Annotated in this window: 16 protein-coding genes; 9 read left to right on the forward strand and 7 right to left on the reverse strand. The window is 60.9% G+C overall.

Annotated features, from left to right (window positions below):
* The first annotated feature begins 102 nt into the window (after positions 1–102).
* The 3 genes from I3253_RS02965 to I3253_RS02975 all read left to right on the forward strand — a co-directional run bounded on the left by I3253_RS02965 (position 103) and on the right by I3253_RS02975 (position 3,744).
* Complete coding sequence (locus I3253_RS02965) at positions 103–2,475, forward strand: heavy metal translocating P-type ATPase (RefSeq protein WP_197916127.1); 2,373 nt, start codon at positions 103–105, stop codon at positions 2,473–2,475.
* Positions 2,472–2,711, forward strand: coding sequence for a TFIIB-type zinc ribbon-containing protein (locus I3253_RS20565; protein WP_197916128.1), 240 nt, complete (start codon positions 2,472–2,474; stop codon positions 2,709–2,711). Before I3253_RS02965 ends, I3253_RS20565 begins: the two co-directional genes overlap by 4 nt.
* A gap of 103 nt (positions 2,712–2,814) precedes the next feature.
* Positions 2,815–3,744, forward strand: a complete 930-nt coding sequence (locus I3253_RS02975) for a cation diffusion facilitator family transporter (protein WP_197916129.1) — start codon at positions 2,815–2,817, stop codon at positions 3,742–3,744.
* Here the strand turns inward: I3253_RS02975 and I3253_RS02980 are convergent.
* Entirely contained in the window at positions 3,732–4,727 is a 996-nt protein-coding gene (locus I3253_RS02980) for a cytochrome c oxidase assembly protein (protein ID WP_332255651.1), read from the reverse strand. The genes I3253_RS02975 and I3253_RS02980 overlap by 13 nt on opposite strands.
* Positions 4,728–4,822: 95 nt before the next feature.
* Positions 4,823–5,275 carry a DUF411 domain-containing protein gene (locus I3253_RS02985; RefSeq protein ID WP_232236844.1) on the reverse strand — a complete coding sequence of 151 codons (453 nt, stop codon included), beginning with the start codon at positions 5,273–5,275 and terminating at the stop codon, positions 4,823–4,825.
* Between the two features lie 677 nt (positions 5,276–5,952).
* On the opposite strand from I3253_RS02985, the gene I3253_RS02990 reads away from it, so the two are divergent.
* Entirely contained in the window at positions 5,953–6,381 is a 429-nt protein-coding gene (locus I3253_RS02990; protein ID WP_197916131.1) for a MerR family transcriptional regulator, read from the forward strand.
* Positions 6,382–6,549: 168 nt separating this feature from the next.
* On the opposite strand, the gene I3253_RS02995 is transcribed toward I3253_RS02990, so the two are convergent.
* Genes I3253_RS02995 through I3253_RS03015 form a run of 5 tightly spaced genes read right to left on the reverse strand, consistent with a single transcriptional unit; the run spans position 6,550 to position 10,965 of the window.
* Entirely contained in the window at positions 6,550–7,296 is a 747-nt protein-coding gene (locus I3253_RS02995) for an SDR family NAD(P)-dependent oxidoreductase (RefSeq protein ID WP_197916132.1), read from the reverse strand.
* A complete protein-coding gene (locus tag I3253_RS03000) occupies positions 7,293–7,883 on the reverse strand; it encodes a DUF3833 family protein (protein ID WP_197916133.1) in 591 nt (196 codons plus the stop codon). Before I3253_RS03000 ends, I3253_RS02995 begins: the two co-directional genes overlap by 4 nt.
* Positions 7,880–8,914: a class I SAM-dependent methyltransferase gene (locus I3253_RS03005; protein ID WP_197916134.1), complete on the reverse strand. Its 1,035-nt coding sequence runs from the start codon at positions 8,912–8,914 to the stop codon at positions 7,880–7,882. Before I3253_RS03005 ends, I3253_RS03000 begins: the two co-directional genes overlap by 4 nt.
* Positions 8,915–9,679: a DUF1365 domain-containing protein gene (locus I3253_RS03010; RefSeq protein WP_197916135.1), complete on the reverse strand. Its 765-nt coding sequence runs from the start codon at positions 9,677–9,679 to the stop codon at positions 8,915–8,917.
* Positions 9,676–10,965 carry an NAD(P)/FAD-dependent oxidoreductase gene (locus I3253_RS03015; protein WP_197916136.1) on the reverse strand — a complete coding sequence of 430 codons (1,290 nt, stop codon included), beginning with the start codon at positions 10,963–10,965 and terminating at the stop codon, positions 9,676–9,678. Before I3253_RS03015 ends, I3253_RS03010 begins: the two co-directional genes overlap by 4 nt.
* A gap of 235 nt (positions 10,966–11,200) precedes the next feature.
* Between I3253_RS03015 and I3253_RS03020 the strand changes: the two genes are divergently transcribed.
* The 5 genes from I3253_RS03020 to I3253_RS03040 all read left to right on the forward strand — a co-directional run bounded on the left by I3253_RS03020 (position 11,201) and on the right by I3253_RS03040 (position 15,554).
* A complete protein-coding gene (locus tag I3253_RS03020; protein ID WP_197916137.1) occupies positions 11,201–11,722 on the forward strand; it encodes a sigma-70 family RNA polymerase sigma factor in 522 nt (173 codons plus the stop codon).
* Entirely contained in the window at positions 11,719–12,357 is a 639-nt protein-coding gene (locus I3253_RS03025) for a ChrR family anti-sigma-E factor (RefSeq protein ID WP_197916138.1), read from the forward strand. Before I3253_RS03020 ends, I3253_RS03025 begins: the two co-directional genes overlap by 4 nt.
* Positions 12,358–12,529: 172 nt before the next feature.
* Entirely contained in the window at positions 12,530–13,042 is a 513-nt protein-coding gene (locus tag I3253_RS03030) for a fasciclin domain-containing protein (RefSeq protein ID WP_197916139.1), read from the forward strand.
* 279 nt (positions 13,043–13,321) lie between these two features.
* A complete protein-coding gene (locus tag I3253_RS03035) occupies positions 13,322–14,263 on the forward strand; it encodes a calcium-binding protein (protein ID WP_197916140.1) in 942 nt (313 codons plus the stop codon).
* Complete coding sequence (locus tag I3253_RS03040) at positions 14,226–15,554, forward strand: calcium-binding protein (RefSeq protein WP_197916141.1); 1,329 nt, start codon at positions 14,226–14,228, stop codon at positions 15,552–15,554. Before I3253_RS03035 ends, I3253_RS03040 begins: the two co-directional genes overlap by 38 nt.
* The last annotated feature ends 74 nt before the right edge of the window (positions 15,555–15,628 follow it).

A 15,628-nucleotide genomic window follows, 5' to 3' on the forward strand; every position in this document is an offset into this window, starting at 1 on the left:
CGCAAGGGCGTTTGAAAAGTTCTCTGCGAAACCGGCTTGATCCTATAGTTGCTGTAGCTCCTATCTTGTGACCGGAAAGCTGATTCGCTCCAGGAGACATAAATGGCGCATGATGGACACTCGCACGATCACGACTCCGATCACAAACATGACCACACGCATGGTCAGGGCGAGGGCGCCTGCTGTGGCTCTGGCCAGGGGGCGATGTGTGGCGATATTGGTCCGGTGGGGGACGTGACCGCAAAAGGGCGCAGTTTCCGGGTGAACGGGCTGGATTGCGCCGAGGAAGTCGCGATCTTGAACAAGGTGTTGGGGCCGGTTGTTGGCGGGACCGAGCATTTGGCATTTGATGTCATCAACGGCCGGATGACCGTGCTGGACAGCGGCAAGGCGCTGGCGGATGACAGGATCATCAAACTGGTCGGAAGCACCGGAATGAGTGCAAAGCCCTGGGATGCCGACAGCGCGGCGGCGGATCAGGCGGCACATCTGAAGCGGCAACGGTTTTTCACCGCTGTCAGCGGCGTGTTCTGGGCGACCGGATTTGCCTATCACATCGTCGAAAACGGCATTGGCGGGGCGGTGCGGCTGTTCTCGGGACATGGCGACGTGCCGATGCCGCTGGTGGAAAGCCTTGTGTTCCTGGCGGCCATCATATTTGGCGCCTGGCTTGTGGCGCCAAAGGCCTGGTCTTCGGCCCGGCGGCTCTCGCCTGACATGAACCTGTTGATGATCGTCGCGGTGGCTGGCGCGATCTGGCTGGGCGAATATTTCGAGGCCGCGACGGTGGCATTCTTCTTTTCGCTTTCGCTGTATCTGGAAAGCTGGAGTGTCGGGCGGGCGCGCAACGCGGTCGCCGCGCTGCTGGATCTGGCGCCGCCGACGGCGCGGGTGATCCGCGAGGACGGCACCGAGGAAGACGTGCTTGCCGCGCAAGTTTCCGTGGGGGACCGGTTTGTGGTGCGTGGGGGCGACCGCATTCCGCTTGACGGTGAAGTGGTGGACGGGATCGGCAGTGTCAACCAGGCTCCGATTACCGGCGAAAGCGCGGAAGTTCCCAAGGAACCGGGTGATGAAGTTTATGCCGGGACAATCAACGGCGTCGGAACATTGACCGTACGCGCGACCAAGCCGGCCGGCGACACCGTTCTGTCAAGGATCATCCGAATGGTTGGCGAAGCGCATTCGCGGCGGGCCGAGGTTGAACAATGGGTGGCCAAGTTTGCCCGTGTCTATACGCCGATCGTGATGGTGTTAGCCATTGCCATCGCCCTGCTGCCGCCATTGCTGGCGGGGGGCGCGTGGGATTACTGGTTTTACAATGCCTTGGTCTTGCTGGTCATAGCATGTCCCTGTGCGCTGGTCATTTCCACACCTGTTTCCATTGTTGCTGCCCTGGCGTCGTCGGCACGAAATGGTGTGCTGATAAAGGGCGGCGCCTATGTCGAGGCACCGGGGCGGATCACGGCGCTTGCCATGGACAAGACGGGCACCATTACCGAAGGCGAGCCGGAGGTGGCGGGCCTGTATCCGCTGGGCGGCACATCCGAAACCGAATTGCTGACGGTCGCGGCGGCATTAGAGGCGCGGTCTTCGCACCCGCTTGCGCGCGCCATTCTGGCTCGGGCCAAGCGGGACGGCATCGGTTCCGACGTGGCTGAGGACACGCAGACCGTTCCTGGTCGCGGTGTCGAAGGGGTGCTGGACGGGCGCGCCGTCTGGCTTGGGTCGGACCGGTTTGCCGCCGAAAAGAAGGCGGACGCCAGTCTGCCGGGCGAGCTGCGCGACCGGATCGAAGACGCCGGAAGCACGCTGGTTGCGGTTGGCGATGACAACGGCCTGCTGGGTGTGATGGAACTGCGTGATCGCATCCGCCCGGACGCGCGGGGTATCGTGGCGCGTCTGCACGCGCAGGGCGTGAAAACCATCGTCATGCTGACCGGTGACAATGAACGCACAGCGCGGGCTGTCGCCGCCGAAGTCGGCATCGACGAAGTGCGTGCCGAACTGTTGCCCGAAGACAAGGTGACGGCGATCGAGGAATTGGTGGAACACCACGCCATGGTGGCGATGATCGGCGACGGGGTGAACGACGCGCCGGCGATGGCGCGGGCGCATTTCGGCATCGCCATGGGCGCTATCGGATCGGATGCGGCGGTCGAGACCGCCGATATCGCCCTGATGACTGACGATATCGGCAAGGTGCCCTGGCTGATCGGGCATTCGCGCCGGACCATGTGGATCATCCGGCAGAATATTGGCCTGTCGCTGGCAACCAAGGCGATATTCGTCGGGCTGACGGCATTTGGCATGGCATCCATGTGGGGGGCAATCGCCGCCGATGTGGGGGTGTCGATACTGGTGGTGATGAATGCGCTGAGACTGTTGAAGGGCAAGGCCGATGGTGGTGCGCCAACGGGCGGCAAGCGTGCAACCGCGCCCGCGACAAAGGGGGCTCTGGCGCATGGCCAATGAATTCATGGGCTCGGTGGGGACGCCGAGAAACACATGCCTCCCAATACCTCCAGACGCTGTGCCCGCGGTGCAACGTGACGCGGTCGATGTCCAATTGGCGGGAAATCGTGATCGTCGATTGTCCGCAATGCCGGGGCGCGTGGCCGGACCGGGGTGACCTGGACAAGATCAACGAACGCAGTGCCGTTGACGCGGCGCTGCCGGAATGCGGCCCACGACCAGCGCAACCGGCGTGACCTGGAGGTTGGCGCCAGCAGGGCGCGAGGGCAAGAAACGCAACGGGTTGTCCAGCCGGTGCGGTACTGCTGATCCCTGTTCTCTGATTTATGGAAATCCCACATGCCACACGACGAAGGCCATACACATATCGATCCCTCGTCGGGCGACCGGCGCGTTGCGATCGCGATCTGGGCAAACGGGCTGCTGACGGTCGTACAGATTGTCGGGGGTCTTTTTGCCGGGTCGCTTGCGCTGATCGCTGATGCAATTCACAATTTTTCGGATATGGCCTCTTTGGTCATCGCCTTTGGCGCCCGCAAGATCTCGCGCAGGCCGGCGGATGGGCAGATGACCTTTGGCTATCAGCGGATCGAGATCGTTGCGGCGCTGATCAACTACACCACGTTGATCGTGATCGGGCTGTACCTGATCTATGAAGGTGGGATGCGGATGATCGACCCGCCCGAGGTGCTTGGCTGGTGGGTGGTGATCCTGGGCGGTGTGGCGCTGATTGTCGATACGCTTACGGCCATGCTGACATATTCCATGCAGAAGGGCAGCGTGAACATTCGCGCGCTGTTCCTGCACAACCTGTCGGATGCGTTGTCCTCGGTCGCGGTGATCGTGGGCGGAACGCTTATTCTGCTTTACGATATTCGCTGGATCGATCCGGCAATCACGATCGGCATCGCAATCTACATCCTCTATCTGGCCTTTACCGAGATCGGTGGCACAATCCGCCTGTTGATGCTGGCCAGTCCGCCGGAGATTGAAATCGAGGAAATGATCCGGTGTGTCGCCGGCGTTCAGGGGGTCGAGGACATGCATCGGGTGCATTTCTGGCAGATCGACGAAGAGCGCGTCTGCGTGGACGCGCATATCGTTGTCGCCCGAGAGCATTGGGACAGGATGGAAGCTGTCAAGCGCGACATCAAGAGAATGTTGGCGAAAGAGTTTGGCATCCACCATTCAACGCTGGAATTCGAGCATCCCGATCACGCGCATCACGACGCGGCGGTGATCGGTGCTGGCGGCGGTCAGAACGCATAGATGATCGTGGCGCCTGTAATCATCACGGCGGCAAACATCGCGGCGGCAACCAGCGCGAGGGTTCGGCCCATTCGCCTGTTGGGCTCTGCGATCTTGAGGCGCAGTTCCTGGGCGGTTTCTGGAAAGTCCAGCGCGGCGGCATTCGACCTGGTCCAGGTATTGCGGGCGTTCCATCGTTGGATTTCGGCCTTGTTCCAACCATTGAAGACCAGGATGATTGCGGCGATGATGACGAAAGAGGATGGAACCCAGATCAGGTAGCCGCCAATTGTTTCATCATCCAGCGGTGCAAGATCCCAGAGCCGTTCGGCATCGTAGGCGCCATAAAGCACCATGCCTTTCATCGTCGTCAGCGATCCCAACAGGATGTTGGACAGGATGATCCCGACCAGCGCCAGCAGCCGCAGACTTTGGGCCGCGCCTTCGGGTGCATCGCGCCGGTCGAGTGTGACTGCAAAGAAATTGAGACCGGCAGCTGTCATGCCCAGATGCGCAAGAAGCGCAAGCGGTGGCCATTCAAGCGCGGCGTTGTGCAACGCAGGCACTTGCCAGAGATAAAGTGCGGCGATCATCAGGGCGAAGCTGATATCGAGACGTGTCAGGCCGCGTGCGGCGAACTGCCAGGCCGGACGCCTGGCAAAGCTGCGAAGCATATGCCGGAACCGGCGCGGCAGCCCGGCGCGCAGGGTTGGCCATGGATACGCCAGCACGATCAGCATCGGCCCGATAAGCCGGATCATCAGGTGTTGAACCTGGTGGGCGGAAAACAACCGCTGCCCGGTATCGGCCAACGGGCCGTTATTGGCCAGCACAAGACCAACTACGCCGAGGGCGAACAAGCTATGGCGGAGGGCGCCGACGCGCTCTCCAACCAGTCGTACCCTGGCCGCTCCACGCAGGTAAAGCCAAACCGGACCGGCCATCGCCACAAGCGTCAGCGGAGACAGTGCAGGTCCGAGGGGATCGAAAACAGAAAAACTCACGGCCCGCCCTTATCCGGTCAAATGACAAACGCAAGGCACCGCCGGTACGAATTGACCAGCGGTGGGTATTGTGCGTTCTGCGCGCGGCGACGGTTTCAGTTGCCGGGGTAGGAGGCGTAGACCTGCTGGCGTCCGTCGGTGTTCACCAGGACCACGTCAAAAGCCTCGCGTTCATTGCCGTATTCCATGCCGGGCGAACCGGTTGGCATGCCCGGCGTGGCGATCCCCAATACATCAGGGCGTTCTTCCAGAAGGCGTTTGACCTCGCTGACCGGAACGTGGCCCTCGATCGTATAACCGGCAACGCTCGCGGTATGGCAGGCCCATAGATCGTCGGAAAAACCGGACGCTTCTTTTGCGGCATAAAGTTCGTCGCCCGACACGTTGCGCACGTCAAGTGTGAAACCGGCCTTTTGCATGGCGGTAACCCACCCCCCGCAACAGCCGCAAGACTCTTGCTTCAGCACCTCGATCACCGGCGCCCCTTGCGCGACCGCCGCACCCGTCATTGCGAGCAACACGCTGCCCGCCGCCAGAGTTCTTTTCATCATCATCTCCTGTCATTCACGTTCGAACCGAACTATGCGGTTCGCTGACCACTTTGTGCACCCTCAAGCTGCTTTAGGTTCAAGCACGGAATCGGCCTTGCGCCCGTTTGTCACGCATTTTTCGGCCTGGTCCCGGCATGGCCCGAATAGGCTTTTGCAGCCAAGGCGCTGTCGGCCATCCGGTCGTGTCTTTGGCTTAAGTTGTAACTCTGGCACCAGTCCCGGCATGGGATTCCCCGGAAACCCGCCTGGAGATCGATTGCCAGGCGGGCAGGTGCCGCCACCTGTTGGAGCGCCGCAGAGATCCCACGGCTGACAATTTCATCCGGTTTACGCTCGGTCGTCTGGATCTTTAGGTCGATGGTCTGGACGAGTCGGCTCGTCTCCCGCCGGGCCAGCACCTGCTCTTCGCTTGGGGACCGAAGGCATCACTGATATGGATGACGGTTCGAAAGGCGCGGAACAGCCACGTCATCACCGGCGTCGGGCAAAAGTCCAGGGAGCAACATTGCTGGCACAAATGTGGCCCGACCTGCGTTCGGCGCATTCTACAGCCAATATAGGTTCAAGCAAAAAAACCACGTCATGGGCCAATTGCCGCGACGGGACGAAAACACGCTTGTGATAACCCGCTGGTTTGGGCATATCCTACAGTGGCTATAGATATGGAGGGCGCGATGCTGACGATCGGAACACTGGCCCGCAGGACTGGGACCAAGGTTCAGACCATTCGCTACTATGAGCAGATCCGCCTGATGCCGGAACCGGGGCGCACGTCGGGCGGACAGCGCCGGTATGGCGAGGCCGAACTTGACCGGCTGGCCTTTATCCGCCACTCCAGACAGCTTGGTTTCTCTCTGGAAGCGATCCGCGAACTTCTGGATCTGTCCGACCACCCGGAAAAATCCTGTGAGGAAGCGGACCGGATCGCGCGTCGGCAACTGCGGCAGGTTGAACAGCGTATGGAGCGGCTGGAGGCATTGCGCACAGAATTGGCACGTATGGTCCAGGAATGCAGTGGCGGCAGTACATCCGACTGCCGTGTGCTTGACGTTTTGCGCGATCATTCGGAATGCCTGACGGCGCATGACGAGATCGGTGCCTGAAATGCCCCGCAATATGCCGGAGGCAATGATAGGGCGGAACCCCACGCGACTTGTCCACGTTTCGCACGCTCCGCCAGGATCCAGCGATTCAGGTTTTTGGCGGAACGCTTTGGTGAGAGGTTGTCTCGGATCTTCGGATCCGACGCGTCTGGCCGGGGTTGGCGCCGATCATGCGCGGGGACGGAAAATGGCCTGAAACCAGGGCAAGGGCAAATGCCGGCCCAAAGTGAACAGCCATGCGAAAGGCGCCGGAAAAGACGTCGAGAAACGGCGGCGACGCATCGCATGTATGACATGGGCGGCGGCATGTTCCGGGGTCATCAGCATTGGCATGACAAAGCTGTTCTTTTCGGTCAAGCGCGTGCGGATGAAGCCCGGATTGACAGATTGCACTCGCACTCCGGTGCTCTTCAGATCGGCCCTCAGATTCTCTGCCAGGTGCATCAGGGCGGCCTTGGAAGCGCCATAGCCGATTGCTCCGGGCAGGCCGCGGTGGCCTGCCAGCGAGCCTATCAGAACCACATGCCCCGAACGCCGCGCCACCATCCTGGGCACGACATGGCTGAGAACCCTCAAGGCCCCTGTATAATTGACTTCGGTCATCCTTTCGGCGCGACCAGGCTTCCATTCGAGGGCGGACATCGGATCATAGGAGCCCGCGCAGTATATGACGCCGTCAAGGGACGGCCCCAGCTTTTCAGCCCGGCATGCGGCAGCAACGACAGAGGTGGCATCGGTGACATCCATGGCCAGCGCCGTCGCCTCGGGAAGATCCCGGGACAAGTCGCGCAGGCGCGGTTCATTGCGTGCCGACAGGATGAGGCGTGCGCCCTCGTGGGCCAGCGCCCTGGCGAGCGCCCGGCCAAGCCCTTCGGACGCTCCGATGATCCAATATGTTTTGCCCGCGAAACTCATTCAGCCGCATCCGTACCGGCCGGTAGCGGGTCAGGGCGCATGGTGGCGACAAGCTCGGCAACCTTGATGCCGCATTTTCGCATTTGCGAGCGGTTGATGATTGTGCCGTTGGCGGTGAGGTAAAGCCAGTCCGTAACCGCCAGCACATGACCACCCGCCTGATCCGGCAGGCGGATGCGATAAGTCATCCGTGCCGATGCGCCGCTGATCTCGCCCATGGCCTGCCCGACAATATCGTCAGCTTCCGCGACAAAGCGGTTTTCGCCAACTATTCTGAGGCGCCATTGGCGATGTTGGGTCGTGCCGGTGGAATAGGTGAAATCTTCATCCAGAGTTCCCGCGAGTTCGGTCCAGTTTCCTTTCATGCGTGCCACAAACCGGCTTTCGACGCGGCCACGGGGGCCAAAGATGACACCTTCGCAAAGGATCGGTCCGTTGAGATGGGTCGCCACGTCGAAGCGGGGGCCGGAACCGGCATAGTCCCGGGGGTTCTGCGCTGCAAAGCCTATGCGGGATTTCACCGCGAAAACCAGCGCGCCAAGGGCGAGGACGGCGATGATCCAGAACAGGGGCAATTGCGGGCTCATGATGCGTTTGATTGTTGGTGGGCGAGGGTCAGTTGCACGACATCGAGGCGACCGGCGGCAAACCCAGCCGCCGCCGTTGCCAGCGCAAATCGCCACTGGCGTTGGAATGATGTATCAAAGCCCATGTGCCTGGCGCGCGCTGTCTGGCGGGTCAACTGGTCGTGCCACATGGCGCAGGTGCGCGCATAGCTGTCGCCAAAGGCGAAGCGGTTCGTGATACGCAGACCCGCTTTGGTCGACAGTTGATGCAGCATGGTATCCGTAGGGAGCCCCGGCTCCGAACCGGTGATGATCTGAAGCACGACCCGCCCGCCTTCAGCCAGCCGCGCCTTGAGGGCGGCCAGGAAGCCGGGCCACATGCGTGGCGCCAGCGTGTTCAGGAATTCGATGGACACGATATTGTCGTAGCTGTCTGCCTGAGTGGGGTAGTGGCTGTGATGGATCTGCGCCCGCCCGTCCAGCCGGGCATCGGCATAGCCTTTCTGGCCGGGTGATCGGGTCAGACCGGTGACGTTCATTCCCCGATCCGCCGCGCGTTCGGCCAGAGCGCCCCAACCGCATCCGATATCCAGCAGCCGTGCGCCAGGGGCAAGTTGGTCCAGAACACGATCATATTTGAGCTGTTGCGCATGATGTAGGTCGGATTGCCCGGGTTCAAACAGGGCCGACGAAAAGCTCATGCCCGGATCCAGCCAGAGCTGAAAAAACTCGTTTCCCGGAAATCTGGCGCCCGGGGCCGAGACCGAGACCGGCCAGCGCGTCCTTGTGCGCCGGAACGTGGCCGGGTTTCGCGCGATCACGGCCGTCAAGGCGCGCAAATCGGAGCTGTCCCACAGGCCAGCCGCGTAGCTTTGCCCAAGCGAACGTGTGGCAAGGGCGGACCAGTCGCGCAGGTCCAGATCGGCGGTGGGGCCGGTCGTGCCGAAATGGTACACCGCGCCGTCGGGGGTTCGCAGGCGGAGCGCGCCAGAGGCAATGGTGCCACAGCGAGTTAGCAGGCGGGATTTGCGATAGGCGTCATACAGCGACATTCAGGACAGTTCCTTGGGCGGGGGGGCAGGGCGCGGGCGCCAAGATGCGCCCTTGAACTTTAGCTTGAGAGCTTGCCAGTGAATCAGAGCAACTGTGCGCACGGTGCCGAACGGGCGGCGCAGAGCGGCGGCCAATATACCGCGGTTGGTCAGACGGGTACGCGGGCCGGAAAGTGTGGCAACCACGCCCTCGGCTCCGTTGCGAAACAGGATCCGTATCGCGATTTGATCGGAGCGGATCGCGAAATTGAACGTGTAGTCCCCTGCCACATCCTGAAAGGGGGAGACGTGCAGACGTTTCGTGGCCTTGTGCATCACGTCGGAAGAGATCGGAGCGAACCCCGGCAGGTGGGTCAGGTAAGAGTGCCGATCGTTGAACGGGGTCGACACCTCGGAAATCACGGCCAGCAAATCATCGCCGCGCATTGCCAGCCAGAAGCTGACCGGGTTGAATACATGGCCCAGAAAACCGGGCTGCGTCAGCAGGTAAAGCCGGTAACCATCAGGGGCGAGACCGCGGATTTTCAGCGCGTCACGCGCCCAGGCTGCTCCGCGTCCGGCCCCCAGCTTGCCGCCATGTGCGCGATCCTGCACCGAGATCAATCCGGGACGGTTCCGGCCGAAAAGGAGCGGGCCAACCGCGCTGTCCGGATCGATCAGCACAAAATCAACACTGTAGCTGAAGGCATTTTTCACCGTGCCCCGCCGTGTATGTGTCGTGATTGCGCGCAGGTGCTCGGGCCAGGTATCTGTGGTTGGGCTCATAACGTCTGCCTTTCCATCCGTTCAATTCCCCGTGTCACCCGCACGGCGCTGGCGAACCCGTCCTCATGAAACCCGTGACGCGTGTAGGCCCCCGCGAACCACGTTCCGTTCTGGCCCTGAAGCCCGCGCAGAGCGGATTGGGCCCGGACCGTTTTGGTATCGAAAACCGGATGACGGAACATGGTCTGGTCATAGATCAATTCGTCCGGGATCGGATCCGAAGGGTTGAGCGAGATGAACAGAGGATCGGATTGCGGAATCCCTTGCAGGCGGTTCATCCAGTAGGTCACTCCGATTGCCGGTTCCGGTTTCGAGGTGTCGGCCTTGTACACCCAACTGGACCAGACAGAACGGCGTATCGGCATCTGGCGCGGATCGCGATGCAGGATCACCGTATTGTCCTGATAGGTCAGGGGGGACAGAGCGGCGCGCTCTGACGGGGTTGGATCTGACAAGAGGGCAAGGGCCTGGTCGGAATGGCAAGCCAGGACGATCTGGTCGAAATGTGCCGGCTCGCTGCGCTGTGTCCAGAGTTTCACCCCGTCGGGGATACGCCTGACGGCTGTGACTGGCGTTCCGGGCCGTAGCGCAACGCCGTGCCCGCGCAGGTGGCGGGTCAGGCGACGGACATATTCGATCGATCCGCCCTTGACTGTCCACCATTGGTGCTGATCGCGGGCGGAAAGCAACGCGTGATTGCGGAAAAAACGGACCAGAGCCAAGGCCGGAAACTGGCGGATTCGGTCGGGTGGAGTGGACCAAATGGCGCCGCAGAGCGGAGTAAGGTAGTACCGCTGGAACCAATCGCCGGTGCCCAGTTCCTTCATGAGATCGCCCAGTGTTGTCATGTCGTCCCGGGCAAGTGTTTCGGCGCGGGCATTGAATCGCAATATGTCGCGAACCATGCGAAGGAAACCTGGCCGCATCAGATTCCCCGGCTGCGCCATCAAGGCGCGCAGCGACTGAACCGAATATTCTATGCGCCCTTGGTCCAGCGTGGCGCCAAATGACATGTCGGATTTGATCACGGGGACATCGAGATCACCAAAAAGGCGCGTCAAATGTGGGTAATTTGCATAGTTGAAGACGATAAAGCCGGTATCGACCGGCTGCTCGCCGTTGAGACCGGCCATGACCGTGCGGGCGTGCCCCCCGAAACGTGGCGCGGCTTCGTAAAGAGTGACGGCATGATGTGGCGACAGAAGATAGGCGGCCGCAAGTCCGGAAATGCCGCCCCCCACAATGGCGATGCGTTGAGGTCGGATTGGTAAGGCGTCAAAAGACATCGGCGCTCCGCGTGTTGTTTTGAGAGCTTACGGCGCGAAAAACCGGGTAGATCAAAAAAATGATCCGGCTTTCGGTTGCCAGCGTAAGCCCGGTATGCTGACACTGAGCGAAGAAAAAACCTGCACCATACAGCGCCCTGCCAGACCAGCGGCGCGACGCCGGATGCCAAGACGGGGAGACAGTCGCGACGTGATTACGGCGCAGGGCGCATCATACAGTGAGCAGACGACCTGGATGCTTGCAGTGCGGGACAGGCAGGACCGTGCCGCTTTTGCCGCATTGTTCGATCACTATGCGCCGCGCGTCAAAGGCATGTTGATCCGTCAGAATTGCAGCCACGGACAGGCCGACGAGATCGTGCAGGACGTGATGCTGACGGTTTGGCGCAAGGCGGCTCAGTTCGATCCGGAGCGCGCTCAGGTGTCTGCATGGATTTATCAGATTGCCAGAAATCGGCATATCGACGTGATCCGCAAGGAAAGCCGCCCGATGCCCGAGGAGTTGGCGCATGAACCGGACAATGAGCCGGACGCAAGCCAGATTCTGGGTATGGAACAGGAAGCGGCGCGATTGAAAGAGGCTTTGGCCCGGCTGAAGCCGGCGCAGCGAGAGATGATCGAAGCGGCCTATCTGGGAGACCTGTCCCATCGCGAATTGAGTGAACAGACCGGTCTGCCCCTGGGCACGATCAAGTCCCGAATCCGGCTTGGGCTGGACAAGCTGCGCCACGAGCTGAAAGGAATGCGTGCAGAATGAGCGCGATCAACCATCATATTCCAGAGGCGCTGATTGCGTCCTACGCCACAGGTACCCTGCCGCGCCCCTATGCCGTGGTGGTTGCCGCGCATGTCTCCATGTGTGATGCATGCCGGTCGGCTGTCTCTGCGCATGAGACCGCCGGCGGAATTGTACTGGAGGACATGATGCCGGCGCCCGTGGACAGCAGGTCACGGGACACGGTGCTGGCGATGCTGGACACCCCGTTCGCGCCGGAGCCACCGCGCCCGGCGCGCGAGGGCGTGTATCCTGGCCCGGTCATCGAGGCGCTGAAAGGGCGTGCTCCGCGATGGCGGTCTTTGGGTCTGGGGGTGAAACAGTGCATCATCGAGGCGGACGACAACGGATCCGTGCGGCTGTTGCACATTCCCGCCGGGCAGGCGATGCCGGATCACAGCCATAATGGGCTGGAATTGACAATGGTCTTGCAGGGCAGCTTCAGTGACGAAACCGGCCGGTTTGGCGTAGGGGATGTGGAAATCGGTGATGAATCCCTTGATCACACGCCCGTGGCCGACGCGGGCCCTCCTTGTATCTGTCTTGCCGCAACGGATGCACCTCTGCGCTTCAACAGTTTGATACCGCGCCTGTTGCAACCGATCTTCAGAATTTAGAGCCATCCCTCTTTGTGATTGCTGAACCCGCCAAGTGGCGGGTTTTTGCTTTTGAATCAGCGATTTGTGGTCACGTGTTTGCACGGATTCGTGATCGAGGCATCCGCGCGAACATGCGGGGCGTAACCCCTGTGTTCAACATCGCAACACAGTCAAGTTACAGGAGAAACCCATGCTGAAATCCATCAAGTCGACCTGCGCGGCCACGGCGTTTGCTTTGGCGGGAACTGTTTCCCACGCGGCAACGATCGTTGAGATTGCCGCCAGTGACGGCCGGTTCGAAACCCTGGTCGCGGCCGTTCAAGCGGCAGGCTTGGCGGACACCTTGTCGGGGCCAGGTCCGTTCACCGTGTTTGCCCCGGTGGATGCCGCCTTTGCAGCCCTTCCGGCGGGGACCGTGGAAACGCTTCTTAAGCCGGAAAACGGTGACCAATTGACGAACGTGCTTTTGTATCATGTTGATGAGGGCAAGATCATGTCCGGAGATATTCCGGCCGGGACGACCGCAATCACGCCCTTGGCGGCCGACCAGGTGCTCTGTGTGACGGCTGGGAACGACGGGGTGACTGTCGGAGACAGCACAGGGCAAATGGCCAAGGTCATCATCGCGGATATCGAAGCGGACAATGGCGTAATTCATGTGGTCGACACGGTTTTGTTGCCAGGCGCCGAGAAAAACTGCTGATCTTTCAGGTGTCTGCGCCGCGATCCTGAAGTTCGCGGCGCAGACTGTTTCCGAAATGGAAACGCTCAATTTGATGAATATTTGGTAAATGTCAGTTGGTTTTTAACTGGCTCCCCGGCACAGTTGGGTATTGGCAAAGATATTTTCGGGTGGGTGGTCATGATATTGTGGTCTGTGGCAGCTGCATTATTTGCAGGTTGGTTGATTTACGACCTGGTGGATTCAGATGAAGACCCGTCTGAAGAGGCGTCGGCCGAGCCTGAGGCTGCGACTTAAGAAATGCCGGTCGACGATTTGCTGGCAGACCCTGCCGGGACTGAAGACCTCCTGCAAGACGCGGCAATGGATGACCCGGCCGACGCGCCCTCTGCTGCCGATAGCGACGCTGCGCCTTTGGCCGTGGGCGCGCCCGGTGATGCGCCCAATGAGATTACGGGAACAGAAGCGGCGGATACGATCGAAGGATCGATCCATGCGGACGCCATTCTGGGACTTGGTGGCGATGATCTGATCAACGCGTCGGGTGGTGACGATTACGTCGAGGCCGGGAGCGGGGATGACACGGTGCTGGGCGGCTATGGTGTGGACGCGATGGACGGTGGTGCCGGCGACGACAACCTGCGCGGAGGCCGCGGCAATGACTTTCTGGACGGTGGCGCCGGCAATGACATCTTGAACGGGGGATTGGGTGACGATGTGGTCGGCGCGGGATCGGGTGCGGATTATCTGGAGGGGCGCGAGGGGGATGACTATCTGTTTGCGATTGATCCACTGGGCGCCGATGAGGGCGCCGACACAGTGGATGGCGGCGAAGGGAACGATCGCATCTGGGGGGATGACGGCGACATCCTGATCGGCGGCGAGGGGGTGAACCGATTTGAAGTGACGGTCGGAGTCCCTGGAGCGGATCCGGTGGTGATCCGGGACCTGGACCTGTTTCATGGTCCCGACGAAGAGCTTCGCACCGATCTTGTCAGTTTCATTGATTCCGAAGGGAACCTGCTGACCCGCGCCCAGCTTCTGGAAGGTGGCGGACGCATCGAAGATGCGCCGAACGGGCAAGACGCACATGTCATCTTTGAGGAGCAGGTCAGCGTGGTGATTGAAGGATACACCGCCGAAGATTTGTTGGCCGATACCAATTGGCTGGGCAATCTGGCGCCCCATCTGACCGGGCGTCTGGATGGCGACGATCGGCTTGAGGGGGATCACGACGGATGACGAACTGTTTGGTGGACCTGGCCATGATACGCTGAGCGGCGGCAACGGGGTCGATATTCTGCGCGGCAATGAAGGCGATGATTTCCTGGATGGCACCGACACGGACGATGCGGAAGTGGCCGGAGATTCGTTGGTTGGCGGAGAGGGTGACGACACCTTGCGCGGCGATGGCGGGGATCTGATGGCCGATCAGGCGGGCACGGATCACTACGAGGTGATCGTGAGCGAAGACGGCCCCGAGGCCCCAGTAACCATTTATGGTTACGAAACGCAAACGGCCGGCGGTGCAACGGAAATCCTGACGCTGTTGGGGCCCGATGGCGCCCCCCTCAGCGCACAGGATGTGGCCGAGAACCTTGTCATCTACCAATCCAACGACGGCAGCCAGGCCATTTTGGAATATGATGGGCGTCAAGTGGCGATGTTGCAGGGAATGGATGCCCATTCGCTTCAGGATCAGGACGCCTGGATCGGCAATTTCGACCCGGATCCCGACGATGGATTCGGGGCCAGCGCGGCGCCGTCCGGCGACGCACGGATCGCGATGACGCTGCAAAGCGCATCAGGCTCGGGGCAGGTGGTCAGCCAGGCCATGTTCGGCACCAACGCGGTGTACAGCATCAACACCGACATGGGCGTGCCCAATGAGAATTACGTGGCCGCCGTGGATGCGCTGGACGTGTTGCACGTGCGCTTTCCCGCCGGACAATCCGACCCCGGAGAACCGGACGGCGATGGCGACACCTGGCTGAATGTCATGCGCCTGGGCGAAGATGAAAACGGCAACCCGATGCTGCGCCCGGAAGTGACTTCGGCTCTTGATGCGGTGATTGCGGCGCATAACAACGGCGTGGACGTAAAGATCACGATGGTTGTTCCGACCAAGATATACACCGTGGAAGACTATGCGGCGATGTATGACGACATGGCGATTTTTGCCGAATTGATGATAGAGGAATATGGCGACGTGGTCGCGGGTTTTGAGATCGGCAACGAATATTGGGGCCAGGGGGAAACGAACTACGGCCAAAAGGCAGATATCGCGGCCCGCGCGTTTGGCGAAGGGATGCGAAATGCCGGGCTGGCGGAAGAAGACCAGCCCTCGATCATCGTGCAGATGGGCACGCCCAACGAAGGAACAGAATTTCATCATTCGACGGATGACCGGCCATTTGCCGAGCGGCGGGATGACGCCAATCAACGGATTATCGACCAGCTTTCCGAGGATGCGCGTGACGAAATCGATGGAGTTGTAGAGCACTACTATTACAACAAACATGGTGACGTATGAAGTGGTCCCGGTTTTTCGGACAGCTCAGCGGCTGATCTAAGGTGTATCCGGGTTGGTTTTCATGCCGCCAATTT

The sequence above is a fragment of the Thiosulfatihalobacter marinus genome, from assembly GCF_016019955.1.
GTDB classification, from domain to species: Bacteria; Pseudomonadota; Alphaproteobacteria; order Rhodobacterales; family Rhodobacteraceae; genus Shimia; species Shimia marinus_A.

Coding starts and splice junctions, on each gene's coding strand:
- I3253_RS02965 (WP_197916127.1), top strand. CDS start 103: ATGGCGCATGATGGACACTCGCACGATCACGACTCCGATCACAAACAT.
- I3253_RS20565 (WP_197916128.1), top strand. CDS start 2,472: ATGAATTCATGGGCTCGGTGGGGACGCCGAGAAACACATGCCTCCCAA.
- I3253_RS02975 (WP_197916129.1), top strand. CDS start 2,815: ATGCCACACGACGAAGGCCATACACATATCGATCCCTCGTCGGGCGAC.
- I3253_RS02985 (WP_232236844.1), bottom strand. CDS start 5,275: ATGAAAAGAACTCTGGCGGCGGGCAGCGTGTTGCTCGCAATGACGGGT.
- I3253_RS02990 (WP_197916131.1), top strand. CDS start 5,953: ATGCTGACGATCGGAACACTGGCCCGCAGGACTGGGACCAAGGTTCAG.
- I3253_RS02995 (WP_197916132.1), bottom strand. CDS start 7,296: ATGAGTTTCGCGGGCAAAACATATTGGATCATCGGAGCGTCCGAAGGG.
- I3253_RS03000 (WP_197916133.1), bottom strand. CDS start 7,883: ATGAGCCCGCAATTGCCCCTGTTCTGGATCATCGCCGTCCTCGCCCTT.
- I3253_RS03005 (WP_197916134.1), bottom strand. CDS start 8,914: ATGTCGCTGTATGACGCCTATCGCAAATCCCGCCTGCTAACTCGCTGT.
- I3253_RS03010 (WP_197916135.1), bottom strand. CDS start 9,679: ATGAGCCCAACCACAGATACCTGGCCCGAGCACCTGCGCGCAATCACG.
- I3253_RS03015 (WP_197916136.1), bottom strand. CDS start 10,965: ATGTCTTTTGACGCCTTACCAATCCGACCTCAACGCATCGCCATTGTG.
- I3253_RS03020 (WP_197916137.1), top strand. CDS start 11,201: ATGCTTGCAGTGCGGGACAGGCAGGACCGTGCCGCTTTTGCCGCATTG.
- I3253_RS03025 (WP_197916138.1), top strand. CDS start 11,719: ATGAGCGCGATCAACCATCATATTCCAGAGGCGCTGATTGCGTCCTAC.
- I3253_RS03030 (WP_197916139.1), top strand. CDS start 12,530: ATGCTGAAATCCATCAAGTCGACCTGCGCGGCCACGGCGTTTGCTTTG.
- I3253_RS03035 (WP_197916140.1), top strand. CDS start 13,322: ATGCCGGTCGACGATTTGCTGGCAGACCCTGCCGGGACTGAAGACCTC.
- I3253_RS03040 (WP_197916141.1), top strand. CDS start 14,226: ATGGCGACGATCGGCTTGAGGGGGATCACGACGGATGACGAACTGTTT.